Below are 23,903 nucleotides of genomic sequence, written 5' to 3' on the forward strand. Positions count from 1 at the left end.
TTCAAAAGGTAACCCATGAGCACAAATACTAACGTCAATACCAAAATATATAAGCACGTACATTCTTTAGCGAAAGATTTGATGCAGGCGGTGATGAGAAAAAATCAGGCTAAGTTTGATGAGTATTATGCGGAGTTACAGCAAGTTTGTGACGATAATGAAGATTCAGATAAAGATCACCCTGTACAGTGGGAAACCCTCGCTGATTTTACTGATGACCTAGAGCTGGCAATTACTATTTACGAGAAAGCCTTGGTTAAAGCACAAGCGATTAATTCAAAGGACTTTCTTTCATCAATTAGTTTCGCCATTGCCTCGTTGCAAGTTGAATTAGGTGATACAACGAGCGCTATTGCACATTTAGAACAAGCAATGATCAGCAGTAATAAAATTGCCGATAAAGATTTAAAAGCTGAAATTCAAGAGTTGTTAGCTGAGCTTAAAGGCGTTGAAGTCGAAGATTTAACAAAAGAAGTTGTGGCCGAAGTAGTTATTGAAACCGTGGAAGAAGCGCCTATTGAAGCTCAGCCAGTTGAAAAAGTTAAAAAGTTAAAAACTTGGCAAGATTTATAGACCCTGTAACAATAACTGTTTATTTATAGTGCTATATAGCGCCTTCTTATTTTCAATGTAACTATTTTTGTTGTAACTTTTTCAATGTAGTTATAGTTATAGTTATAGTTATAGTTATAGCTATGGTCGATTTAGCTCAACATAATTTGATGTGGGGCTATAACCATCACCACCCATTTTACCAACAGAGTCAATGAATTGTTGGTTAATACCCTCATTACTGTAAAGATCATCTCTTACATAAACAGATTTCACGTCTAAAAGCACAATAGTCCCTCCTGCCGGTAAATCGCTGACAGAAATAACTTCTCGTAAACTACATTCATATCTGATCGGTGAATCCGTAACCGACAGAGGACTTACCTTACTGCTTAGACTGTGCTCAACGCCAGCTAGTTCAAATTCGCTCTGATCACGACTAATACTTGCACTGGTCGCATTCATTTTTTCAAGTAAGTTGTTATTTACAATGTTAACAACACATTCGCCCGTTTCTTGTAAATTTTGTAAAGTGTCTTTATCAATGCCGCTTCTTTGTGTTACTTGTGTGTATAGTAATACTGGTGGGTTACAGCTAGCGACAGTAAAAAAAGAGTAGGGCGCAAGGTTATCAACGCCATCTTTTGAACGTGTACTTATCCAAGCAATTGGTCTTGGTGTAACGCCGCCATTTAAAAGCCGATAGTTTTCTTGAGCAGTGAGAGTTGAAGTATCGAGATTCATTGATTTTCCGTAATCTTTATTAAAAATGTAAAGTATTAAAAATACCTGGATTCAAATAATAAGTGCATGTCAATGCACTACATTAAGGTAGCAGTTACGCTTTAAAGTTCTGTATTACAGTTAACGATTAAAGGATAAAAATAAAAATATAAGAACCAAAAACCATTTATACGCGTATAGTAGATTCAATACCTTATTAAATAGTACTTTACGATGTTCTCTTTCTTTAAGAAAAACCCGATTAAAAAATTAGATAAACGCTACGAAGCTAAACTTGAACAAGCTATGCAAGCACAACGAAATGGTGATATTAAAGGTTATGCGATGATCACTGCTGAAGCTGAAGAAATTAAACTTCAAATGTTAGCGCTAGAAAAAGACAGTGCAAAATAGAGTTATGTTTGGCCAAACCTTAGTTTATGCCAAGCTTATACTTAAGTAATCACTCAGTAATACCTAAGTAATGTCTGTGATTATATTCTGCTCATTTGTATTTTAAGTATACTTTACAAATATTAGCTAACTTTTAGCTATCTTGTGCACAGCGGGCTATTTCTTTTTTACAGCGAATAGATATTGCTATTTGTTCATCTTCAGACATTCTCATCCAATCACTTATTTCTGCTGCAGTTCGATAACAACCCAAACAGTTGTCATCAGCATCTAACTTACATTGACTGATGCATGGGCTAATTACGGTGGTAGTGGTTCCTATGAACATTTTTACTTCTACTTATTTTTTAACAATAGTTTGCACAAAATACTGGGTATATTTGTATATGAGTAAAGATTAGTCTGTAACTTCGTCAAGTGTTTATTAAACACGTTTTAAAAGAAACATGAACCTAATTTTCAAGGCGCCTATTATAACGTTTTTTTAACGTGAATAAAAAGAGCGCCATAGATTATAAATGCGTGTGGGTCTATCAATATGCTAATGAATTGATAGACGTTGGTGGATTACTCATACAAACTACTCGGCAAGTTATTCACCTAAGTTACTCATTCAAATTATTAGTCCAAGCTATTCATTCAAGCTACTCATTTAAAATAGTATCAAAACCACCATAAATTAAGCGCTTACCGTCAAATGGCATAGGATTATTATCAGGGTGCATTCTTGGATCTTCCATTATTGCCTGCCAAGCGGTATTACGAACTTCTTTAGAAGGCCAAGTAACCCAAGAGAATACTACTGATTCATCGGCTTCCTTCTTAACGGCTAAAGTAAATGAAGTGACTTCGCCTTCAGGTACATCATCTTGCCACGTTTCTACAATGCTAAGCGCGCCATGATCTTTAAATACCAAGGCTGAAATTTTTGCATGTTCAATATATTTTTCTCTGTTTACAGTGGGTACTGCAGCGATAAATCCGTCAACATAAGACATGTTAGTCTCCTTATTTTTTTAAGGTATATTTAAAAATATGTGTAAAAATATTTTTTAAGTTTGAGCATGCTTTAAATCAATTTTAAATCAATTTTAAAGCATTGTTAAAAGTACATTTAAAGTAAATAAGCTTGTTTAGAAAAAGCATTTATAGGCTAATTTATAATAGTAATTTAGAACTTTAATTGATCAAGTTAATTTATCGAGTTAACTAATAAAATATTGCTCCATCATTTCAACTATTTGTTCAGTACTAATTTCTGCCAATAAGTGTTCAGTTGATGAGTTAATTGCACCTGCTTTATCACCTAAAGCAATGTCGACAAAATCGGCTTTACTATCGTGCAATACCAATACTATTTTTTTATCAATGGAGACACAATCTATAGTAATAGCATCAGCTTGCATACCTTGTTCACGTAACGTTTTATCCATAATACCCATCAGTGTATCGGTATTTTTATTACGTTCGTAAAATATATCATTTGCGTTAGCGACAATTTCAGAGAGATTTTTTAAATTTTGTTTCATTGCATAATTACTTATTGTTACTTATTAATGTTACTTATAAATGTCATTTATCAAATAATATTTATTAATTAGTTAGTAAAAGAAGAGAAATGATTCCGTTTTTAGCTACAAATAGTAGCCATTGTTGCCTGCGTCAATTGTTGTAAATCTTGAGGACTTAATTCTATCTCCAATCCTCTTTTTCCGGCACTGACAAATATAGTAGAAAATTGAATTGCCGATGAATCAATAAACGTAGCTAAACGTTTTTTTTGTCCGAGCGGACTAACACCGCCTAATACATAACCCGTTGAGCGTTCAACATCAGCCTTTATCGCCATACTCGCTTTTTTACCGTTAAAGGTTTTAGCAATTAGTTTCATACTTAACATGGCTGACACAGGAATTACCGCAACAGCGAGTGATGTTTTATCAATACTCACTACTAGCGTTTTAAACACTCTATCTGAAGAAATTCCCAATTTATTAGCGGCTTCTTCACCATAAGACTCACTTGCAGAATCATGACTATATTCATGAACATGATAGGTAATGTTATTTTTTATAGCAGCCTTAATTGCAGGTGTCATGTAATGCTCAACTTTATATATTTACAATAAATATAAACGACTTAACTTAGACAAACAAGCGACTAAAGCTCCTGCTAGAAGGATAGCCTAAGTCATCTCATTCTTTTGGATGGTTCGCCATTTCCCTGGACTTATTTGATAAGCCTCTTTAAATCGATGTGCAAAACTTACGCTATCAGCATAGCCAATCGTAAAGGCTATTTGTTCTAAATTATAATTACTAAAGCGCAGTAAGTTACAGGCATATTCTAATCGATATTTGGTAATAAGCTTTAATGGACTAAGCCCCGTTTCTTTTTTACATAATCGGTAAAATTGAGGCTCAGACAGGTGCATCTTTTGAGCAAGCAATGCAACAGACCAAGGATATTTAAGTTGCTTTTTAATCGACTGAATAAGTAGTTTTAATTTGTTTTGTTGTGCGGTTAAATTTGCTTTTAAATTCACCGATTGCTCAATTTGATAAACCAAAATATCTATTAAACCTAAAGTTATAGCTGTTTTATTTTGACCATTTACTTGATTAAGGTCTCTTAACAGCGTCATGGTTTTATACAGTGGCAAAGCTTTATCTGATTGAAAAACTGCAGGCGTTAGCTCGTGAAAGTATTTAAATTGTGGGCAATCGTGGAGTAACAACCAACACATATCCCATTTTTCTTCGGCTAATTCATAAAGAAAAGGTACGCCAGCAGGAAGCACAACAATACTACCCGCCGATATTAGATGCTCACCATTATCTAATGTTATTTTACCGCCACCAGAATGGGTAATAATCATGTAATGAATACGTGTTCTTTTGTTATTCAAATCAAATGATTCTCCGATTCCCGTTTTTCCTATTTGGTATTCTGTTTTGAGTGTTGATATGCCAGCGCAGGCGATGAGTGTCTCAGCATTACCGGGCATCTGCTCGAAGTTGAGGAAATACTCTTCACAATCTTGATGAATATTTAATATATCTTGCCACATAATTTTCCATATAATAAAACGTTATACACTTCAATTAATGCATTGCTTACAAGCCTCTTCTAATTCCAGCTGAATCTGTATTTTTAAGCGGCTTGTTTAAGCGGTTTGGGTGTGCGTGATAGTTTTAGACATGATAAAGGATATTTGTAATTATAGTGTAACTTTGTTTTATATAATAAAATAAATTTTTAATTTTTACGATTAATCCCTTTAATAATGACAATATTTACCCCTGGATTCCTAAAGGAAACAGTCAAGCTTGCTTGGCCTATTTCATTGCAAAGTGTTTTAGTAACGCTATTAGGCATGATAGATATTATCATGGTCTCTCACTTAGGCAACGAAGCTGTCGCGGCGGTGGGCATAGGCAATAGAATTTTTTTTGTACTTTTAATTGTTATTACCGGTATCTCAACCGGTGTTGGCATCATGTCGGCTCAATATTACGGCGCATCGCAAACTGTTAAAATTAAAAAAACGATTGTGATGGCAATAATCTTCGCATACTTATTTTTATTACCGGTAATCGTTTTAAATTTTTTCAGCGCATCATCAATTCTAGAGCTAGCATCATCTGCTCTATCTGTTATCGAGTTAGGTGAAAGCTACCTCTGGATCACTGTACCAAGTTTGTTTTTTCTTGCCGTTATTCTTATTTTTGAAGGGGCTTTACGAGCAACAGGCCAAGTTAAATTACCTATGTTATTTAGCATTTTAGCTATTTTATTAAACGTTATATTAAATTATTGGTTAATTAATGGTGGTTTAGGTGTTGAACCAATGGGCGTTGTGGGTGCCGCATGGGCAACCACGTTAGCGCGATTATTTCACGTATTAATTCTTGTTTATTGTTTGAAGAAAATAGCCCATCCCGTTTTCCCAAATAAAGCATGCCTTACTAATATTTATGACCGAAAAAAATGGTTTAACTTTATACAACTTACTTGGCCATTAATGTTAAGTTTTGGTGTTTGGTCATTAGGCACCTTTGTTTATCAATTGATTTATGGGCGAATAGGCACGATAGAATTAGCGGTAATGAGTATGTTAACGCCGATAGAAGGGATGTTAATCGCGTTCTTTTTTGGTTTTGCTGCGGCATGCTCTATTATTGTGGGTCAAAACTTAGGTAAAAATAATTTTCAAGCGGCATGGAAAACTGGCGTGATATTCTCAATGGGCGGTCCCATAATCACGTTTGTTTTAGCGCTTATTATTTACACTTTTGAAGATGTTATTCTTCAACCTTTTCAATCGATGGAGACGTTAACTTTACAATTAGCGGCTGAAATATTCGTTTTAATAGTTTTTGGCACCTGTCTTAAAGTTTATAACATGACGATTTCCATCGGCATACTCCGTGCTGGCGGCGATAATAAGTATTGTTTAATCATTGATACTATTGGTATGTGGGTTGTGAGTATACCATTAACCTTTATCACAGCTTTATACTTTCAATGGCCGTTATTTTACGTAGTGTTAACAGCATATTCAGAAGAGGTATGTAAAGCGTTTATGTTTACTTGGCGGATGAGAAAAAAAGTTTGGCTGAAAAACCTTATAACTAGATAAACCCGCTCTATCTTTTTTGGGGATTAGTATGAATGAACCAGAAGGCTGAAAGAGGCGATTTTATCGTAATGTTAGGTTCATGGTTAACTGACATTCGTTTATCCGCTGATTTTAACTATGGCTCGAATAATTTTCTTCACGAAATGCAGAAGGGCTTTGTCCGAACAACTTTTGAAATTGTCGACTAAAATAACTGTGATCAGCAAACCCAGTGTCATTGGCAATTGTTGCGATACCACTATTTGATTCTATTAGAAGTCGTCTTGCGTTTTCTAAACGAACCTCATTAATAAATTGTTTTGGCGTTTTCCCCAAAAACTTTTTAAAACGACGCTCTAGTGCGCTAATAGATAAATGCGTTATTTCTGCTAGTTCTTCTAAACAAATGTTATTCATGTAGTTTTTTCTAACATAAGCAACAGGTACTTTTAACGCATCCATTCCAGCTAATGAACGTGATGTTTTCTCTAAATGTCGAGTAATACCATATGAGCCAATGGCTTTACCTTCTTCATTGAGTAATGGCCGTTTTGATGTGGTAAACCACGCAATGTCCCCAGATTTAGTTTGATTCATTTCCAAGCGATTACTTACCAGTTCACCGTTCATTACTTTTTGATCGTCAACATAATATTGTTTTGCCATATGCGCAGGTGAAAAGTCAAAGTCACTGAGCCCAGATATTTGTGATAGAGACTTAACCCCCATGTGTTCTAACAGTAATTTATTTGCATAAACAAAGTGATTATTTTCATCCTTAACCCAAAAAACCACATCAGGCATGAGATCGAACATACTAATGATTTGTTTAACACTAAATTGGTTAATAAACTTATCTACATAGGCTTGAGAGAGGTTTTTTTTAGTCATATTTTATACTTATATTGGCTCTAAATAACAAAACAAACATAGTGAAAGATAATAGTGTATGAGTTTACCGAAAATAACTCAACGCCGATTTTGTTATACATATAACCGATTTATTAATAACACGCCATAATAAAATATCAGTATAGTAAATCATCACTTTTGGTTTGTTGTCATAATATGTACTAATGACAATGCCATACACTATTTATAAATATTTATATAAGAGTTAACTATTATGCGCAAAATTAGAATGGGTATGGTTGGTGGCGGAAAAGGCGCATTTATTGGCGCTGTTCATCGAATTTCTGCACAACTAGATAATCAAATTGAATTAGTGTGTGGTGCTTTTAGTTCAGACCCCGTTAACTCTGTCGCATCAGGTAAAGCCTTATATTTAGATGAACAACGATGTTATGCCTCATACCAAGAAATGTTCGAAAAAGAACGTGAACTAGGTGATGACGGTATGGATATGGTGGCTATTGTAACACCTAATCACCTTCATTTTCCTATCGCTAAAATGGCGCTTGAACATGGCTTTCATGTGATGTCAGATAAACCTGCTACGGTTGACTTATCAGAAGCGCTAGCGTTGAAAGAAATTATTGAACAAACAGGATTGTTATACGGTTTAACCCATACCTATACCGGTTATCCGATGGTAAAAGAAGCTAAAGCGCGAATCAAAAAAGGATTAATAGGTAAGGTAAAAAAAGTTGTTGTTGAATATCCACAAGGTTGGCTAGCAAATAAAAGTGATGAACAAAGCAAACAAGCCGCATGGCGATTAGATCCTAAAACTGCAGGTATAAGTTGCTGCATGGGCGATATAGGCGTACATGCTGCTAATCTTGCTGAATATGTGACAGGCCTTGAAATTACCAATTTATGTGCTGAATTATCAAGCAATGTAAGTGGCCGAGTACTTGATGACGATGGTAGCGTATTACTGCGTTTTAATAATGGAGCACAAGGAGTTCTACTTGCCAGTCAAATATCAGTAGGCGAAGAAAATAGTCTTAAATTACGTGTATATGGCGAAACAGCAAGTATTGAATGGTCGCAACTTGAACCTAACAGTGTGTGGATGAAATTTGCAGACAAGCCGAGCCAACTTATACGTGCAGGCGTTGGTGAAATGGATGAAATAACCCAAGCGAATATGAGAACACCAGCAGGACATCCGGAAGGTTATTTAGAAGCCTTTGCTAATATTTACACACAGTTTTCTTATCAAATTCGAAGTAGATTATTCGGTCTTTCGGAAGATGTTAATATTGGGGCAATGAATGATGTTCCAGGTATCAATACTGCGATTAGGGGAATGGCTTTTATTGAGAATGTTGTCGCAGCTAGTCAGTCTGAACTTAAATGGCATCCTTTTTTGTTAACACCGCAAATATTAACACCGCAAAAAATTGTGATAGCCAAAAAATCAGATTTAGGAAAATAGCGTAATGACCACAAATAAAATGACTAAAATCAAAGGGCCCGCTATTTTTCTTGCTCAGTTTATGGGCGATGAAGCGCCATTTAATGACTTATCTTCATTATGTCATTGGGCTGCAAGTCTAGGCTATAAAGGCATTCAATTACCAACAGATCCTAAACTGATTGATTTAGAAAAAGCGGCAGAGAGTCAAAGTTACTGTGATGAAATAACAGAGATAGTTGCAAAGGCGGGTTTAGTGATAACCGAACTCTCTACTCATCTTCAAGGGCAGTTAGTTGCGGTGCACCCCGCTTATGATCAAATGTTTGATAACTTTGCACCGAAAGCGCTGCAAAATAATCCACCAGCAAGAACCGAATGGGCGATAGAGCAACTTAAATTTGCAGCGAAAGCAAGTCAACGACTTGGTTTAAAAGCCCACGCTACTTTTTCGGGCGCGTTGTTATGGCATACATTTTACCCATGGCCGCAACGTCCACCAGGTTTAGTTGAACTAGGCTTTGAAGAGTTAGCCAAGCGTTGGTTACCTATTCTTGATGTTTTTGATGAAGCAGGTGTTGATGTTTGTTATGAACTTCATCCGGGGGAAGATTTACACGACGGTGCAAGTTTTGAACGTTTTCTTGAAGCGGTAGATAATCATCCTCGCGCTAATATTTTATATGATCCAAGCCATTTTGTTTTACAACAATTAGATTACCTGGCTTTTATCGATATATATCATCAGCGTATTAAAGCTTTTCATGTAAAAGACGCTGAATTTAATTCATCGGGTCGTAGTGGTGTGTATGGAGGCTATCAGTCTTGGTTAGATCGTCCTGGGCGCTTTCGCTCTTTAGGTGATGGGCAAATTAACTTTAAAGCCATTTTCAGTAAATTAACCCAATATGGCTTTAGCGGCTGGGCAGTACTGGAATGGGAATGCTGTATAAAACACCCGGAAGATGGCGCTAAAGAAGGCGCTAAATTTATTGAGCAACATATTATTAATCCAACCGACAAGGCGTTTGATGATTTTGCTGCCGTAGCTACAGATAATAATATTAATAAGAGCCTTTTAGGGCTGAAATAAAGGAATAAAGCTATGCCAAGTACTACAACAATACCAAGTAGTAAAACTATGCCTGTTAGTAAAACTATAAGCGAAAAAGATTCAACACGAATCTTTACCATTTGCTGTTTGGCGCTACTCGTTACCTCAATGACTTTCGCAATACGTGCTGGAATTTTAAGCCAACTAGGTGTTGAGTTTGCACTGACTGACGCTCAACTTGGTTGGATAAATGCTATGGCTTTTTTGGGCTTCCCTGTTGCTATGATGGTTGGCGGGGCGGTATACAATAGTCTTGGTGCTAAAAACTTATTAATTATTGCCTTTGTATGTCACTTAGTAGGGTTACTACTGACTATTGCGGCGGGAGGATTTTGGGGATTGTTAATTTCAACATTCTTCATTGGTTTTGCTAATGGTGCAGTAGAAGCAGGCTGTAACCCACTAATTGCAGAAACTTATCCTAAGAATAAGACGACCATGTTGAATAAATTCCATGTGTGGTTTCCTGGTGGAATAGTGGTTGGCGCGCTTATTTCCAAAGCTATGACTGATGCTGGTTTAGGTTGGCAGTTACAAATTGCGGTGATGTTAATTCCAGCCTTTATATACGGCGTGATGACGTTAAAGCAGCACTTTCCTAACTTTGTTCGCATTAAAGGCTCTACTCGTGAAAATGTTAAAGCGTTATTTTCACCTTTATTCATTTTTATGGCCATTTGTATGACATTAACGACTACGGCTGAGTTAGGTACGCAGCAGTGGATTGAGAGAATCTTAGGGGCATCTGGTGCATCGCCAATGTTAATTATGGCGTTAATCACAGGATTAATGGCGGTAGGTCGTTATTTCGCAGGCCCAGTAATTCATCGCCTTAACCCAACAGGTGTACTTTTATTTTCTGCAATTGTTGCAACCGCAGGTATCTATGCAATGAGTATTGCCACTGGTTCAATGGTTTATTTTGCAGCTATTTTATTTGCTATTGGTGTGATGTACTTTTGGCCAACCATGGTCGGGTTTGTTGCTGAAAATATTCCTCAAAGTGGCGCGTTAGGTATGTCTATGATTGGTGGTGCAGGTATGTTTGCATTAAGTATATGGAACCCTGTTATCGGTAGTTGGATTGATGGTGCCCGTGAAAAAGCTAATGCGGCTGCAATCGCTGGGGTAGATCCCGAGTTAATAGCAGGCCAAACCGTACTGGCTAATCTCGCTGTTTTTCCTGCAGTACTTATTGTTGCTTTTAGCTTTTTGTACATTTATATGAATAAAAAACATATGAATAAAAAAGTCATCGCCTAAAGCACTAAACGAATCAAACGCTGAATTTAATTAACTTAGTGTTGAAGTAAATCAGTATTACAACATATCAGCATTGAAATAAAAGAGGTTGGTTATGAAATATAAAAATACACCTGCAATGACATCAACAACGATAGCGAGGAATCAAACATCTAGACGACGTTTCCTTAAGGGATTTAGTGCAATGTTTGGCTGCGTGGCAGGTTCAATGTTAACAGGCAATGCAGTTTCTGTTGCGATGGCATATACCCCAAATGCTGACAGTATTTTATCAGACGGTAAAGTTTTTGATAAAAACCAATTAATGCTACTAAAAGAAATCTGCTCAATTGTTATTCCTAAAACAGATACATTAGGCGCCGCTGAGTTAGATGGTCATGGTTTTATTGATAATCAACTTTTTCATTGTCATACCAAAGCAGAGCAGGAAAGAGCGGTAGCAGTATTAACAATGATTGATAACACTTCGCAACAACAACTATCAAACTCCTTCTTAATGCTAACGCCAGAGCAACAATTTCAATTATTGACAGAGTTAGATCTTGGTGAGAAAAATTTCAATCAAGCTCAGCGAGCTGATTTTAAAGTGCTAAAGCAATATATCTGTTTTAGTTATTACACCTCGATCGTAGGCGCGACACAAGAGTTGCGCTATGACCCAGTTCCTGGTGGTTTTAAAGGCTCTATACCTTATAAGGAAACTGATTCTTCGTGGGCAACAAACGGCTTATTTCATTAATAAGCGTTAGTTAACCTAAGTTCGAGATAAGCAAAATGCTACAACAGCCTTAATTATCCGTATTACTGCGTTATGAAAGCTCCCAATAACCCGTTATTGGCTTCGCTTTCCCGCCTTGTACTACGATTAATTAAAGCTATTGTATAAGGAAGTTTTATAAGTGATTGATATTATTTCTTTACTAACTTTCATTATCTCGATCTCAGGTTAGTTAAATATGCAGGTGAAATAACACCTTAAACAGATTTTATTGAGATAATTATGCAAGAACAAGTCTATATAAATAAAACCAATGAAGTTTATGATGCGATAGTCATTGGCTCTGGTATTTCAGGCGGTTGGGCTGCGAAAGAATTTTGTGAACGCGGCTATAAAACGTTAATGATCGAGCGTGGCCGTGTTGTTGAGCATCGCAAAGACTATACAGGTGAAAACACCCCTATGTGGCAACAAGAGCATAGAGGCCGTGTAGATAATTTATTAGTTGAACAACAATATAACATTCAAAAACAATGTTATGCCTTTGGTAATACTACCAAACACTTTTTTGGCAACGACCGAGACTTGCCATATACCACAGCACCCGGTACAGAATTCTCATGGATACGAGCAAACCAGCTGGGCGGTAAATCGTTATTATGGCATCGTCAAAGCTACCGTTTAGGAGAATATGACTTTAATGCTAATAAACTTGATGGTTATGGTAATGACTGGCCAATTCGTAGTAAGGATCTTGAAAAATGGTATTCACATGTTGAAATACATGCAGGTATAAGTGGCGCTCAAGACAATTTACCTAATTTACCTAATAGTGAATTTTTACCGCCATTTGAAATGATGGCTCCAGAAAAAGCAATACAAGCAACGCTGGCTAAGTTATACCCAGATAGACCATTAATTATGGGACGTACAGCGCATTTAACTAAACCTTCTGAATTACATGTATCACAAGGCAGAGTGCAATGTCAGGCTCGAAATGAATGCCATGCGGGGTGTTCATTTGGTGCTTATTTTTCAACGCAAAGCTCAACATTACCTGCTGCTGCCAAAACAGGTAATTTACACATTGCGCCAAATAGTGTTGTGCATAGCCTGATTTATGATGAAGTGACTAACCGCGTTAAAGGCGTTCGCGTAATAGATAACGATGATTTAAGCGAACGAGAATATTTTGCCAAAGTTATTTTTGTGTGTGCCTCAACAATTGGCTCAACTCAAATATTGATGAACTCCACCTCGAAAAAATTTCCTAACGGCATTGCTAACAGTTCAGGTGTTTTAGGCCATTATTTAATGGACCATAATTATAATTCAGTTGCTTCTGGTGATATTGAAGGCTTTGAAGACGAGTATTATTCAGGGCGCAGACCTTCTGGACTTATCATCCCCAATTTTTATTATAAGCCTGATCCCAAACGTGGCTTTAAAAGAGGATATGCGCTGGCTGGTGGCGCTTACCGAGAAGGTTGGCAGTCTCAACAACACCACGATGGTTTAGGTGTTGACTATAAAAACAAAATAAAACAAGCGGGTAAATGGCGTTTTAATTTATCTGCTCAAGGTGAGATGTTACCGCGATTTGAAAATCAAATGCGTCTACACCCCACCTTAAAAGATAAATGGGGTATTCCGCAAATAGAGTTTGATGTCAGATTTTCAGAAAATGAAAAACTTATGATGGAAGACGCGGCAGAGCAGTCAATTCTCATGTTAAAAGCGGCCGGACTTAAAAATGTTACCGGTCATGCCACGCATAGTCCTCCAGGCTTAGCCATTCATGAACTAGGTACAGCCCGAATGGGGCGAGATCCTAAAACCTCTGTATTGAACGGTTTTAATCAAAGTCATGATATTCCCAATTTATTTGTCACTGATGGGGCAAGTTTTTGTTCGTCAGCAGTACAAAATCCAAGTTTAACCTTTATGGCATTAACCGCTAGAGCCGTTGATTATGCGGTTAAAGAAGTAGCAGCTAAACGAATTTAAATGTAAATACTGATAAATAAGATAAAAAATATAACAACAAAGGAATAAGAATGAATAAATTAAAACTAATGATATGTTCAGTAATTATGAGCATGTCATGCTTAACGCAAGCCGCTGACAGTGTAAAAGTAAGCGGTATCGAAACAAATAGTGTCAAAACCTATAAAAACAAAGCAATACCTAAAATAAGCGTGCAATTATGGTCTGTAAAAGATGCACTTAAAAATGATTTTAAAGGCACATTAAAACAGATTGCAGCTATGGGGTTTGATGGTGTCGAATTCGCCGGCGATTTTGGACCTTATAAAAATGATCCTAAAGGGCTTAAAATTTTTTTAGATGGTTTAGGTTTACAGGTTAGTGCTGCACACGTTAGTTTTACAGACTTTTCACCTGAAAAGTTTGATCAAGCTATCATATTCTATAATACATTAGATACCGATACACTTATTGTACCTTGGGATGAACGTGCTTGGGATAGCGCCCAAGTAGATAATTTAATCGTAGATTTAAATAAATTATTTACTCAACTTAACGCTGAAGAGTTTAAATTTGGATATCATAATCATGATCAAGAATTTGATGATTTTAAGGAGACAACTTTTTGGGATCATATTGCTCAATCAACACCTAAAGACTTTGTTTTACAAATGGATGTTGGCTGGGTAACGTACGCTGAAAAAGATCCCGTAGAATATATTAATCGTTACCCTAACCGTACATTAACAACTCATATAAAAGCAAAATTACCAAAAGCGGTTACAGATAAAGCTGATGCTGACAATAAACGCCCAATTGTGGGTGATGATGTTACCGATTGGTCGGCGGTTTTAATCGCAGATATTATGGTTGGTGGTACACAATGGTTAGTGATTGAACAAGAAGAATATCCTGATGGCTTAACGCCTCTACAAGCGGTTAAACTATCAAAGCAAGGTTTAGATAAGGCTATTGCTAGTTTGAATAACTAGGCGCTTAATTAAGGGGGATGTTTAATTTATGTATAATATAAACATAAATTAAACATCACCTAAAATCGGATAATCACCGTCAAACATGTCATAGATACAATTCAAGTATCATTTTATTTTAAACTATGAACGGTAAATAATCGCGGTAAGTATCTGTTTATAATTACTTTTTAGTTATCTTTAAATCGACTTTATAATCACCATTTAATGCCAATTTATATTTATTATTTAGCGTATTGAATCCAACCAAAAAACTATTATTATCTAGAAAAGTAAGTTAAGGTTTGGTTATAAACTTGTATATTTATTCTTTGAGGTTCTTTTAAGTGTCTGAAACAAAAGATTATAGTGAAATAAAATCTGTATTATTCGTCTGCATGGGCAATATTTGTCGATCGCCAACGGCTGAAGCGGTTTTTAGACATAAAATGCAACAAAGAGGATTAACACTTAACATCGATTCAGCAGGAACTTTAGGCGCTCATGCTAAAGAAAAACCCGATCATCGTGCGCAAAAATCGGGTGTTGCCCGTGGTTATTCATTTGATGGTATTAAAGCGCGTAAAGTAACAGTGCAAGACTTTGAAAACTTTGATCTGATCTTAGCAATGGATTATGACAATGTTGAAGAGCTTAAAAAGGTAGCTCCATTAGGCTTAGAAAATAAAATACACCTGATGTTAGATTTTGCCGAAGGCTATGAAGAAGACCAAGTGCCTGATCCTTATTATGGTGGTGCAAAAGGTTTTGACTATGTACTTGATCTTGTTGAAGCGGCTTGTGATGGATTATTAAGTAAAATGTAAAATGTAAAATGTAAAATGTTGAGTGATGGTTATGTGTACTTATAACTTGGTCAATGTAAGCAAAAATAGCGAAATAAATTGCCAATAAAGAAAGTATTAAAACCTTAGCCAAGTCTAAGATTTTTTTATGCCTTTAGTTTATATATTTACTTTATTAGTGACTGTAAAACACTCAGTATATAAATTAACTCAAATTCAGAACGTCGAAAATCATTAGCTTATTGGTCATAATAGGTAGCAATAGCACAAAGCCTATGTACTTTGTGCTGCGTTAAATACCCCGCCATAAGGTTAACAATTATTGAATATATTGATGATAATTGAATTAAAATTTATTTCTTCCATGATATACTTGAAGCACTGTCCTGTTTTAACAAAAAAGTTAAGTTTTTATGCTTCCCCATATTAGCCATCAAAGTCATCTTCCTCCGTTATATAATGAGTTTATTAGTACATTAAAGAGCCGTAGTTTTACTGGCGATATTAATGCTAGTTATAGCGCGAGACTCGCTGTTGCAACCGACAACAGTATTTATCAGCAATTACCTCAGTTAGTTATTCATCCACGAACTAAAGCCGATATTGTAGTATTAACAAAAACGGCAAGTGAAGCGCAATTTGTTAGTATCAAATTTAGTGCGCGTGGCGGCGGTACGGGGACTAATGGTCAAAGTTTAACACCGGGTGTTATTGTTGATTTATCTAAATACATGAACAAAGTATTAGAAATTAATGTTGCTGAAAAATGGGTACGTGTTGAAGCAGGCGTAGTAAAAGATCAATTAAATGATTACTTACGTCCGCATGGTTTTTTCTTCGCGCCTGATTTATCTACCTCAAACCGTGCAACTATTGGCGGCATGATCAATACCGATGCTTCAGGGCAGGGATCTTTAGTTTACGGTAAAACATCAAATCATGTTTTATCGCTTGAGTCAGTATTAGCTAATGGTGATGTACTGAGTACAGCGCCTATGGCGTTAGATGAAGCAAAGTTATTAGCTGACAAAAATGACAGCGCATACAGCCAAATTATTAAACAAGTACTTGAAACGTGTATTGAAAATCGTGACTTAGTACTTGAAAAATTCCCCCGCTTAAATCGCTTCTTAACAGGTTATGATTTAGAAAACGTATTATCTACAAATGATAATGGTGAAATTACCGGTGTTGATTTATCGCGCTTGATCACTGGCTCAGAAGGCTCTTTAGCATTTGTTTGTGAAGCCAAATTAAATATCAATCCAATTCGTGTTGCTAAAACACTTATTAATATTAAATATGATAGTTTTGATTCAGCGCTTCGCCATTCTCCTGCACTTGTTGAAGCCAAAGCTACTTCAGTAGAAACAGTCGACTCTCGTGTACTAAATCTTGCTAAACAAGATATTGTTTGGCATAGCGTCAGTGATTTAATTACCGATGTACCTGGCAAAGTGATGGATGGTATTAATGTTGTTGAATACAACGGTGATAGCGTTGCAGAATTAGCTGACCAAGTTGCAGAGTTAACCGCAACACTTGACGAATTAGTTAATAACGAAAGCTCTGGTGTTATTGGTTATCAAGTGACGTCTGACTTGCCTAGCATTAACAAAATTTACGGCATGCGTAAAAAAGCAGTAGGCTTGTTAGGTAAAACAGAAGGCTCACAAAAACCGTTAGCTTTTGCGGAAGATACGGCGGTTCCACCTGAAAATCTAGCCGATTATATTGTTGAATTTAGAGCGCTATTGGATAGCCATAGCTTAAACTATGGCATGTTTGGTCACGTTGATGCAGGTGTTTTACATGTACGTCCAGCACTTGATATGTGCGACCCAGAGCAAGAAAAACTATTACGTGTTATTTCAGACGAAGTGGTTAAATTAACTGCTAAATATGGCGGTTTAATGTGGGGAGAGCACGGTAAAGGTTACCGTAGTGAATACGGTCCAGACTTTTTTGGCGCTACGTTATTTACTGAACTTAGAAAAATAAAGTCAGCGTTTGATCCACACAACAAAATGAACCCAGGTAAAATTTGTACGCCAATCGAATCAAATGAAAAATTAGTGACAGTTGACGACACTAAACGTGGTTTTTATGACAGACAAATACCTGTTAACGTGAAAGAGTCATATACAGCTGCCTTGGATTGTAACGGTAACGGTTTATGTTTTAACTATGATGCTGACAGCCCAATGTGTCCGTCGAGTAAAATTACTAAAGACAGACGTCACTCTCCTAAAGGGCGTGCTGGTTTAATGCGTGAATGGTTACGTTTATTAGAAAACCAAGGTGTTGATATTCTAAAATTAGAAGACAGTATCAATAAGCCGAAAAGCATTTGGTCAGTTCGAGAAATACTCAGTACTGCGGTTGATAAATTACGTATTAATTTTATTAGCAAGCCAGAGCAAGATGATAACGGTAATGGTGATTTTTCCCATGAAGTAATGGAAGCAATGCAAGGGTGTTTAGCCTGTAAAGCCTGTGCTAGCCAATGTCCGGTAAAAGTTGATGTGCCAGACTTTAGAGCGCGATTTATTAATGTTTATTATTCTCGCTACGCTAGACCATTAAAAGATCATTTAGTTGCTAATGTTGAAATTTTAGCGCCATTGATGGCAACAGCACCTAAAATTGTTAATGCGGTATTAAATACTTCAATATACGAAAAAATATCAGCTAAAACTATTGGTTATGTTAATACGCCGTTATTATCTGTTCCTACCTTGAAAAAACAAGTGAAAAAGGCTGGTTTTTCAGGTTTTGATTTAGCTAAACTTCAAGGCTTAACTGTTGAACAGCGAAAAGGTTATGTATTAATAGTGCAAGACCCATTCACTTCTTTTTATGATGCCAATACCGTACAAAGCATGATGGCATTAATCAAAGAGCTTGGTTTAGAGCCTATATTGTTACCATTTAAACCAAACGGTAAAGCACAGCATGTTAAAGGCTTTTTAGCGCGCTTTGCTAAAACCGCAAAATCGAGCAGCGACTTTTTAAACCAAGTGGCTAAGCTTGATATGCCAATGATTGGTATGGACGCGTCTATGGTGCTGTGTTATCGCGACGAATATGCAAAAATATTAAAAGACCAACGTGGTGACTTTAATGTTTTACTTGCTCATGAATGGTTATTGAACTTTGTTAAAACTGATAACTCTTTTAAAACAACCGAAATGTTAACTGAAAAGCCATTTAAATTGTTTGCTCACTGCACTGAAAAAACAGCATTGGTAAACAGTGAAAACGAATGGCAAACCATATTCAAGCATTTTGGTTTACCACTGGAAAAAGTCAGCGTGGGTTGTTGTGGTATGGCTGGTACGTATGGCCATGAGAAAGTTAATTTAGATAACTCTAAAGGCTTATTTGAATTAAGTTGGCAGCCAAAAATTGATAAACTTGACGACGAGCAAGTACTGGCAACAGGTTTTTCGTGTCGCTCACAAGTTAAAAGGTTTAGCGCTTTAAAAGCGAAGCATCCAGTAACCGCTCTTTTGGCAAGCTTGCAACAATAACCGTTATTCAAGTAAACGAAGTAACGTGTAAGGATAATAAACTATACAAAAATCGTATGCTTTATTATCCTTACTGCCTTGAAGTTTAAGTATAAAGTTCAGAGTTACAGTCTTAACAGGCTAGTTAAGCATAGTTAAACTTAGTTAAACTTAGGTAAACTTAGGTAAACTTAGGTAAACTTAGGTAAACTTAGGTAAACATAGTTATGTATAGATAAGTATATTTACAATTACATGGAAGTGAAAAGATGACAGACGAACGTTTAGTTTTGTTACTCAAAATTTGTATTGGCATAGGTATATGCTTATTGATATTAGGTGTGTATCTACAATTTTTTAGTACATATATCGACTCACTTGGCGTTACCGGCATTATTTTACATGCCAGCTGTATCGCACTAGGTATGATTTTTTCCTTACCTACTAAAATTTATTTAACTTTTTTACTAATGAAGATGGAAGCTGATGCCAATGAGCATGCTCATAAAAAAGCTATGAAATCTTCTTCATTAAAAACAGATGAAAAGGTATAAAAATATCTATGATACCAAGCCCATAAATACGTGATCATTTAACTTGTTAAAGTGTTTGCCTGTAAATCACCATCTATACGTAAAGCCTTGTTAAAAGCTATTTCTAATTCCAACTGAATCCTGATCTACAAATGAAATAGCCATATATCTACTTTTTCAATAAAAAGCTGTTATTTCTGCTACATAAAGGCTCTTTTTCGTGTAAAATCTATCCCATTTTTACTATCTGACTTTTTATCATTTGAGATGATTTTTATAAATCATTTTATTTTTCATTTGAAAGGTCGAACAGTAAGCGATTAACAGGCATGTTCTGCTTAACTATATTATTAAACAGCTACAACTTGTTAATCCGTTTATTTACTCCGTTTTAGAGGGCATCATGAGCTTAGACACCACCACCATAGATGACATTGTAGCGCAGGCAGAAACAGCCATAGCACAAGCATCAGACTCAACCGCACTTGATTTAGTGCGTGTAAATTTTTTAGGTAAAAAAGGACTTTTTACCGAGCAAATGAAAGGCTTAGGCGCATTATCTAAAGAAGATAAACCTAAAATGGGCCAAGTAATTAATATTGCTAAACAAGCAGTACAAAAATTGCTAAATGACCGTGGTGAATTATTACGTGCAGCTGAAATTAAAGCAAAATTAGCGGCTGAGTCAATTGACGTAACCTTACCTGGTCGAGGCACTAAAATTGGTGGCTTACACCCAGTGTCACGTACCATTGCTCGTATAGAAAGTTTCTTTGGTGATTTAGGCTTTGAAGTTAAAGCGGGCCCTGAAGTTGAAGATGATTATCACAACTTTGATGCATTAAACATTCCTGAGCATCATCCTGCACGTCAAGATCACGATACTTTCTATTTTAACCCTAAGTTAGTATTACGCACCCAAACGTCAGGCGTACAAATTCGTACTATGGAAGTTGAGAAACCGCCATTACGTATTATCTCTCCTGGCAAAGTGTACCGTAACGATTACGACCAAACACATACGCCAATGTTCCATCAAGTTGAAGGCTTAATGGTTGATAAAGATGTAAGCTTTACCCATCTTAAAGGCATTTTGCACGACTTCTTACATCACTTTTTTGAAGAAGAAGTTGAAATTCGTTTCCGCCCTTCATACTTCCCATTTACTGAGCCTTCAGCAGAAGTAGATATCATGGGTAAAAATGGTAAATGGTTAGAAGTATTAGGTTGTGGCATGGTTCACCCTAATGTTTTACGCAGTGTTGGTATTGACCCTGAAGTATATACAGGCTTTGCCTTTGGTATGGGCGTAGAGCGCTTAACTATGTTGCGTTATGGCGTAAATGACTTACGTTCATTCTTTGAAAACGATCTTCGCTTCTTAAAACAGTTCAAGTAGGAATAACTCATAATGAAATTTAGTGAATCTTGGTTACGTGAGTGGGTTAATCCTGCACTTTCATCAGACGAATTAGCGCATCAAATTACGATGGCAGGCCTAGAGGTTGACGCAGTTGACCCAGTAGCAGGTAAGTTTAGTGGTGTTATTATTGGTGAAGTGGTTGAATGTGGCCCGCATCCTGATGCAGATAAACTGCAAGTTACAAAAATTAGCTTAGGCGATTATAGCTCAGCAACCGTTGAAAAAGGCGAGTTGCTTGATATCGTTTGTGGTGCTAAAAACTGTCGTTTAGGTTTAAAAGTTGCGGTTGCTACTGTTGGCGCTGTACTACCTGGCGATTTTAAAATTAAAAAAGCAAAACTACGCGGCGTACCTTCATTTGGTATGCTGTGCAGCGAATCTGAAATAGGATTAGCTGATGATGCTGATGGCATTATGGAATTTTCAGCCGATGCACCATTAGGTACATGTGTGCGTGAATATTTAGACTTAAACGATGTAACCATCGATGTTGATTTAACCGCTAACCGTGGCGACTGTTTAGGTATTAAAGGCTTAGCACGAGAAGTTGGGGTCTTAAACTCTATTGAAGTAGTAACGCCTGATATTACTGCGGCTTTCCCGACAATTGAAGATAAGTTAACCATTAACATTGAAGCGCCACAGGCGTGTCCTCGTTACTTAGGTCGTGTTATTAAAGGTATTAACCCAAATGCGACTACGCCATTATGGATGGTTGAGAAATTACGTCGTTGTGGTACTCGTTCTATTGACCCTGTAGTAGATGTAACTAACTACGTATTGTTAGAGTTAGGTCACCCAATGCACGCTTTTGATCTCGATAAAATTTCAGGCGGCGCTAATGGCACTATTACGGTTCGTTTCGCGAATAAAGATGAAAAATTAACTTTATTAGATGAAAACGAAGTGACCTTAAAAGAATCGACTTTAGTTATTGCTGATGAAAGCAAAGCATTGGCAATGGCCGGTATCTTTGGTGGTCTAGAGTCAGGTGTAACTGCTAACAGTACCGATATCTTTTTAGAAAGTGCGTTCTTTGCGCCACTAGCTATTTTAGGTAAAGCACGTCAATACGGTTTACATACCGACTCATCACATCGTTATGAGCGCGGTATTGACCCAACATTACAATTCGATGCTATCGAGCGTGCTACTGAGTTATTGTTAGCGATTGTTGGTGGACAGCCTGGTCCTATCGTTGAAGCTAAGTCAGAAGAGCACTTGCCACAAACGAAAGACGTAACTTTACGTCGTGCAAAATTAGACAGCCGCATTGGTCATCATATTGAAGATGTACAAGTAAGCGAAATTTTAACTCGCTTAGGCTTTACAGTTAGCGAAGAGGGAGAGGGTACAGCTAAAGAATGGCAAGTTAATGTACCCGCTTATCGTTTTGATATTAAAATTGAAGTTGATTTAATTGAGGAAGTTGCCCGTATTTACGGTTATAACAATATCCCTAATATCGCGCCAAAAGCTACATTAACTATGTGTGAAAATAAAGAAGCAGCCCTTTCTTTATCAAGCTTAAAACAAACGTTGGTTAATCGTGATTACTTTGAAGCTATCACATATAGTTTTGTTGACCCTAAAGTACAAAGCTTAATTCATCCGAATGAAGCCGTGATGACATTACCACACCCTATTTCATCTGAAATGTCAGTAATGCGTTTAAGCATGTGGACAGGTTTATTGCAGTCGGTTGCTTATAACCAAAACCGTCAACAATCACGAGTACGTTTATTTGAAACAGGTTTACGTTTTGTTCCTGATGAAAGTGCTGAAAATGGCGTTCGTCAACAAAACATGATTGCCGGTGTTATTAGCGGTAACCGTACAGATGAACATTGGTCAATGGAAAAAGCAGCGACTGATTTTTATGACATCAAAGGTGATGTTGAAGCACTATTAGCTTTAACATGTGATGCTGATGCTTATGAATTTTCAAAAGCTGAAATTGCAGCCTTACATCCAGGTCAAACTGCTAAAATTACTAAAGCAGGTAAATTGGTAGGTTATGTTGGTACCTTACATCCTGAATTAACAAGAAAATTAGGATTAAATGGTCAAACATTAATTTTTGAACTATTGTTATCTGAAGTTTTAGTGCAAAAAATACCTGAAGCCACTGCTGTATCTCGCTTTCCTGCTAATCGTCGTGATTTAGCTATTGTAGTGAAAGAGGAAGTTGATGCAAAAAAAGTGTTACAACTTATTGAAAAGGTTGGCGGAAATTATTTAATTGATCTAAACTTGTTTGATGTATACCAAGGTCAAGGTGTTGAAGACGGTTATAAGAGTCTCGCCATCGCCTTAGTATTACAGGACACCAATAAAACTCTTGAAGAAAAAGACATCACAGATGTTATTGACAGAGTTGTTGAAACCTTAAAAACAGAATTAAATGCATCACTGAGGGACTAAGCAATGGCGCTTACCAAAGCAGAAGTAGCAGAACATTTATTTGAAAAAGTTGGGCTGAGCAAGCGCGACGCAAAAGATATGGTAGAACTATTTTTTGAAGAAATTCGCGAAACGTTAGAAAGCGGTGATCAAGTAAAGCTTTCTGGTTTTGGTAATTTCGATTTGCGTCAGAAAAGCGAACGCCCGGGACGTAATCCTAAAACAGGTGAGGACATTCCTATTTTAGCGCGCAAGGTTGTGACTTTTAGACCAGGTCAGAAACTAAAAAGCCGTGTTGAAGATGGTAATGCCGAATAAATAAATTAGTGCAGACTCTGTTGTTAATTCATAGTCGCGCTAATTGATTGGTATTCAGTCTCATTGTTTTAGTGCTATATTGAAATGAACTTCATTTAAAGTAGTTCATTAATAGATATTATTTAAAAAACCGCATAACTTAATTGTTATGCGGTTTTTTGTTTTATATTTGAGTCATATTTATTAGCGTATAGCGCTTATTAATATAAAGACTTACGGGCTT

General features: G+C 36.6%; 21 protein-coding genes and 1 pseudogene. 15 read left to right on the plus strand and 7 right to left on the minus strand.

What is annotated here, in order from left to right:
* Window positions 1–15 precede the first annotated feature (15 nt).
* A pseudogene (locus CWS31_RS13495) lies at window positions 16–441 on the plus strand (tetratricopeptide repeat protein); the annotation flags it as partial.
* Between the two features lie 252 nt (window positions 442–693).
* On the opposite strand, the gene CWS31_RS13500 reads toward CWS31_RS13495, so the two are convergent.
* Window positions 694–1,296, minus strand: coding sequence for a flavin reductase family protein (locus CWS31_RS13500; protein ID WP_101343934.1), 603 nt, complete (start codon window positions 1,294–1,296; stop codon window positions 694–696).
* A gap of 213 nt (window positions 1,297–1,509) precedes the next feature.
* Here CWS31_RS13500 and CWS31_RS13505 point away from each other — a divergent pair, with 213 nt between their 5' ends.
* Window positions 1,510–1,689, plus strand: coding sequence for a DUF6435 family protein (locus CWS31_RS13505; protein WP_101343935.1), 180 nt, complete (start codon window positions 1,510–1,512; stop codon window positions 1,687–1,689).
* Between the two features lie 133 nt (window positions 1,690–1,822).
* On the opposite strand, the gene CWS31_RS13510 is transcribed toward CWS31_RS13505, so the two are convergent.
* The 5 genes from CWS31_RS13510 to CWS31_RS13530 all read right to left on the minus strand — a co-directional run bounded on the left by CWS31_RS13510 (window position 1,823) and on the right by CWS31_RS13530 (window position 4,759).
* A complete protein-coding gene (locus CWS31_RS13510; RefSeq protein WP_101343936.1) occupies window positions 1,823–2,017 on the minus strand; it encodes a DUF1289 domain-containing protein in 195 nt (64 codons plus the stop codon).
* Window positions 2,018–2,333: 316 nt separating this feature from the next.
* Window positions 2,334–2,687 (minus strand): DUF1428 domain-containing protein, encoded by a 354-nt coding sequence (locus CWS31_RS13515; protein ID WP_101343937.1) that lies wholly within the window; start codon window positions 2,685–2,687, stop codon window positions 2,334–2,336.
* A gap of 207 nt (window positions 2,688–2,894) precedes the next feature.
* Window positions 2,895–3,218, minus strand: coding sequence for a hypothetical protein (locus CWS31_RS13520; protein ID WP_101343938.1), 324 nt, complete (start codon window positions 3,216–3,218; stop codon window positions 2,895–2,897).
* A gap of 101 nt (window positions 3,219–3,319) precedes the next feature.
* Entirely contained in the window at window positions 3,320–3,787 is a 468-nt protein-coding gene (gene ybaK, locus CWS31_RS13525) for a Cys-tRNA(Pro) deacylase (RefSeq protein WP_101343939.1), read from the minus strand.
* A gap of 87 nt (window positions 3,788–3,874) precedes the next feature.
* A complete protein-coding gene (locus CWS31_RS13530; RefSeq protein ID WP_101343940.1) occupies window positions 3,875–4,759 on the minus strand; it encodes a helix-turn-helix transcriptional regulator in 885 nt (294 codons plus the stop codon).
* A gap of 216 nt (window positions 4,760–4,975) precedes the next feature.
* On the opposite strand from CWS31_RS13530, the gene CWS31_RS13535 reads away from it, so the two are divergent.
* The gene (locus tag CWS31_RS13535) at window positions 4,976–6,331 is read left to right on the plus strand and encodes an MATE family efflux transporter (RefSeq protein ID WP_101343941.1); all 1,356 of its coding nucleotides are present in this window, start codon (window positions 4,976–4,978) and stop codon (window positions 6,329–6,331) included.
* 111 nt (window positions 6,332–6,442) lie between these two features.
* On the opposite strand, the gene CWS31_RS13540 is transcribed toward CWS31_RS13535, so the two are convergent.
* Window positions 6,443–7,201 carry an AraC family transcriptional regulator gene (locus CWS31_RS13540; protein ID WP_101343942.1) on the minus strand — a complete coding sequence of 253 codons (759 nt, stop codon included), beginning with the start codon at window positions 7,199–7,201 and terminating at the stop codon, window positions 6,443–6,445.
* 235 nt (window positions 7,202–7,436) lie between these two features.
* Between CWS31_RS13540 and CWS31_RS13545 the strand changes: the two genes are divergently transcribed.
* The 12 genes from CWS31_RS13545 to CWS31_RS13600 all read left to right on the plus strand — a co-directional run bounded on the left by CWS31_RS13545 (window position 7,437) and on the right by CWS31_RS13600 (window position 23,680).
* Complete coding sequence (locus CWS31_RS13545; protein WP_246143538.1) at window positions 7,437–8,654, plus strand: Gfo/Idh/MocA family protein; 1,218 nt, start codon at window positions 7,437–7,439, stop codon at window positions 8,652–8,654.
* Between the two features lie 19 nt (window positions 8,655–8,673).
* Complete coding sequence (locus tag CWS31_RS13550) at window positions 8,674–9,726, plus strand: sugar phosphate isomerase/epimerase family protein (protein WP_101343980.1); 1,053 nt, start codon at window positions 8,674–8,676, stop codon at window positions 9,724–9,726.
* A 48-nt stretch (window positions 9,727–9,774) separates the two neighbouring features.
* Window positions 9,775–11,010, plus strand: coding sequence for an MFS transporter (locus tag CWS31_RS13555; protein ID WP_101343981.1), 1,236 nt, complete (start codon window positions 9,775–9,777; stop codon window positions 11,008–11,010).
* 94 nt (window positions 11,011–11,104) lie between these two features.
* A complete protein-coding gene (locus CWS31_RS13560) occupies window positions 11,105–11,749 on the plus strand; it encodes a gluconate 2-dehydrogenase subunit 3 family protein (RefSeq protein ID WP_101343943.1) in 645 nt (214 codons plus the stop codon).
* Between the two features lie 261 nt (window positions 11,750–12,010).
* Window positions 12,011–13,735 carry a GMC oxidoreductase gene (locus tag CWS31_RS13565; protein ID WP_101343944.1) on the plus strand — a complete coding sequence of 575 codons (1,725 nt, stop codon included), beginning with the start codon at window positions 12,011–12,013 and terminating at the stop codon, window positions 13,733–13,735.
* Between the two features lie 50 nt (window positions 13,736–13,785).
* The gene (locus tag CWS31_RS13570) at window positions 13,786–14,706 is read left to right on the plus strand and encodes a sugar phosphate isomerase/epimerase family protein (protein ID WP_101343945.1); all 921 of its coding nucleotides are present in this window, start codon (window positions 13,786–13,788) and stop codon (window positions 14,704–14,706) included.
* A 326-nt stretch (window positions 14,707–15,032) separates the two neighbouring features.
* On the plus strand, window positions 15,033–15,512 hold the full coding sequence (locus CWS31_RS13575) for a low molecular weight protein-tyrosine-phosphatase (RefSeq protein WP_281286836.1): 480 nt from the start codon (window positions 15,033–15,035) through the stop codon (window positions 15,510–15,512).
* Window positions 15,513–15,904: 392 nt separating this feature from the next.
* Window positions 15,905–19,024 carry a D-2-hydroxyglutarate dehydrogenase YdiJ gene (ydiJ, locus tag CWS31_RS13580; protein WP_101343947.1) on the plus strand — a complete coding sequence of 1,040 codons (3,120 nt, stop codon included), beginning with the start codon at window positions 15,905–15,907 and terminating at the stop codon, window positions 19,022–19,024.
* Window positions 19,025–19,272: 248 nt separating this feature from the next.
* Window positions 19,273–19,557 (plus strand): hypothetical protein, encoded by a 285-nt coding sequence (locus CWS31_RS13585; RefSeq protein ID WP_101343948.1) that lies wholly within the window; start codon window positions 19,273–19,275, stop codon window positions 19,555–19,557.
* Between the two features lie 382 nt (window positions 19,558–19,939).
* A complete protein-coding gene (gene pheS / locus CWS31_RS13590; protein ID WP_101343949.1) occupies window positions 19,940–20,935 on the plus strand; it encodes a phenylalanine--tRNA ligase subunit alpha in 996 nt (331 codons plus the stop codon).
* A 12-nt stretch (window positions 20,936–20,947) separates the two neighbouring features.
* Entirely contained in the window at window positions 20,948–23,383 is a 2,436-nt protein-coding gene (gene pheT, locus CWS31_RS13595) for a phenylalanine--tRNA ligase subunit beta (RefSeq protein WP_101343950.1), read from the plus strand.
* A 3-nt stretch (window positions 23,384–23,386) separates the two neighbouring features.
* A complete protein-coding gene (locus CWS31_RS13600) occupies window positions 23,387–23,680 on the plus strand; it encodes an integration host factor subunit alpha (RefSeq protein WP_101343951.1) in 294 nt (97 codons plus the stop codon).
* Window positions 23,681–23,903: the final 223 nt, after the last annotated feature.

It is taken from the genome of Colwellia echini, from assembly GCF_002843355.2.
In the GTDB taxonomy this organism is placed as follows: domain Bacteria; phylum Pseudomonadota; class Gammaproteobacteria; order Enterobacterales; family Alteromonadaceae; genus Colwellia; species Colwellia echini.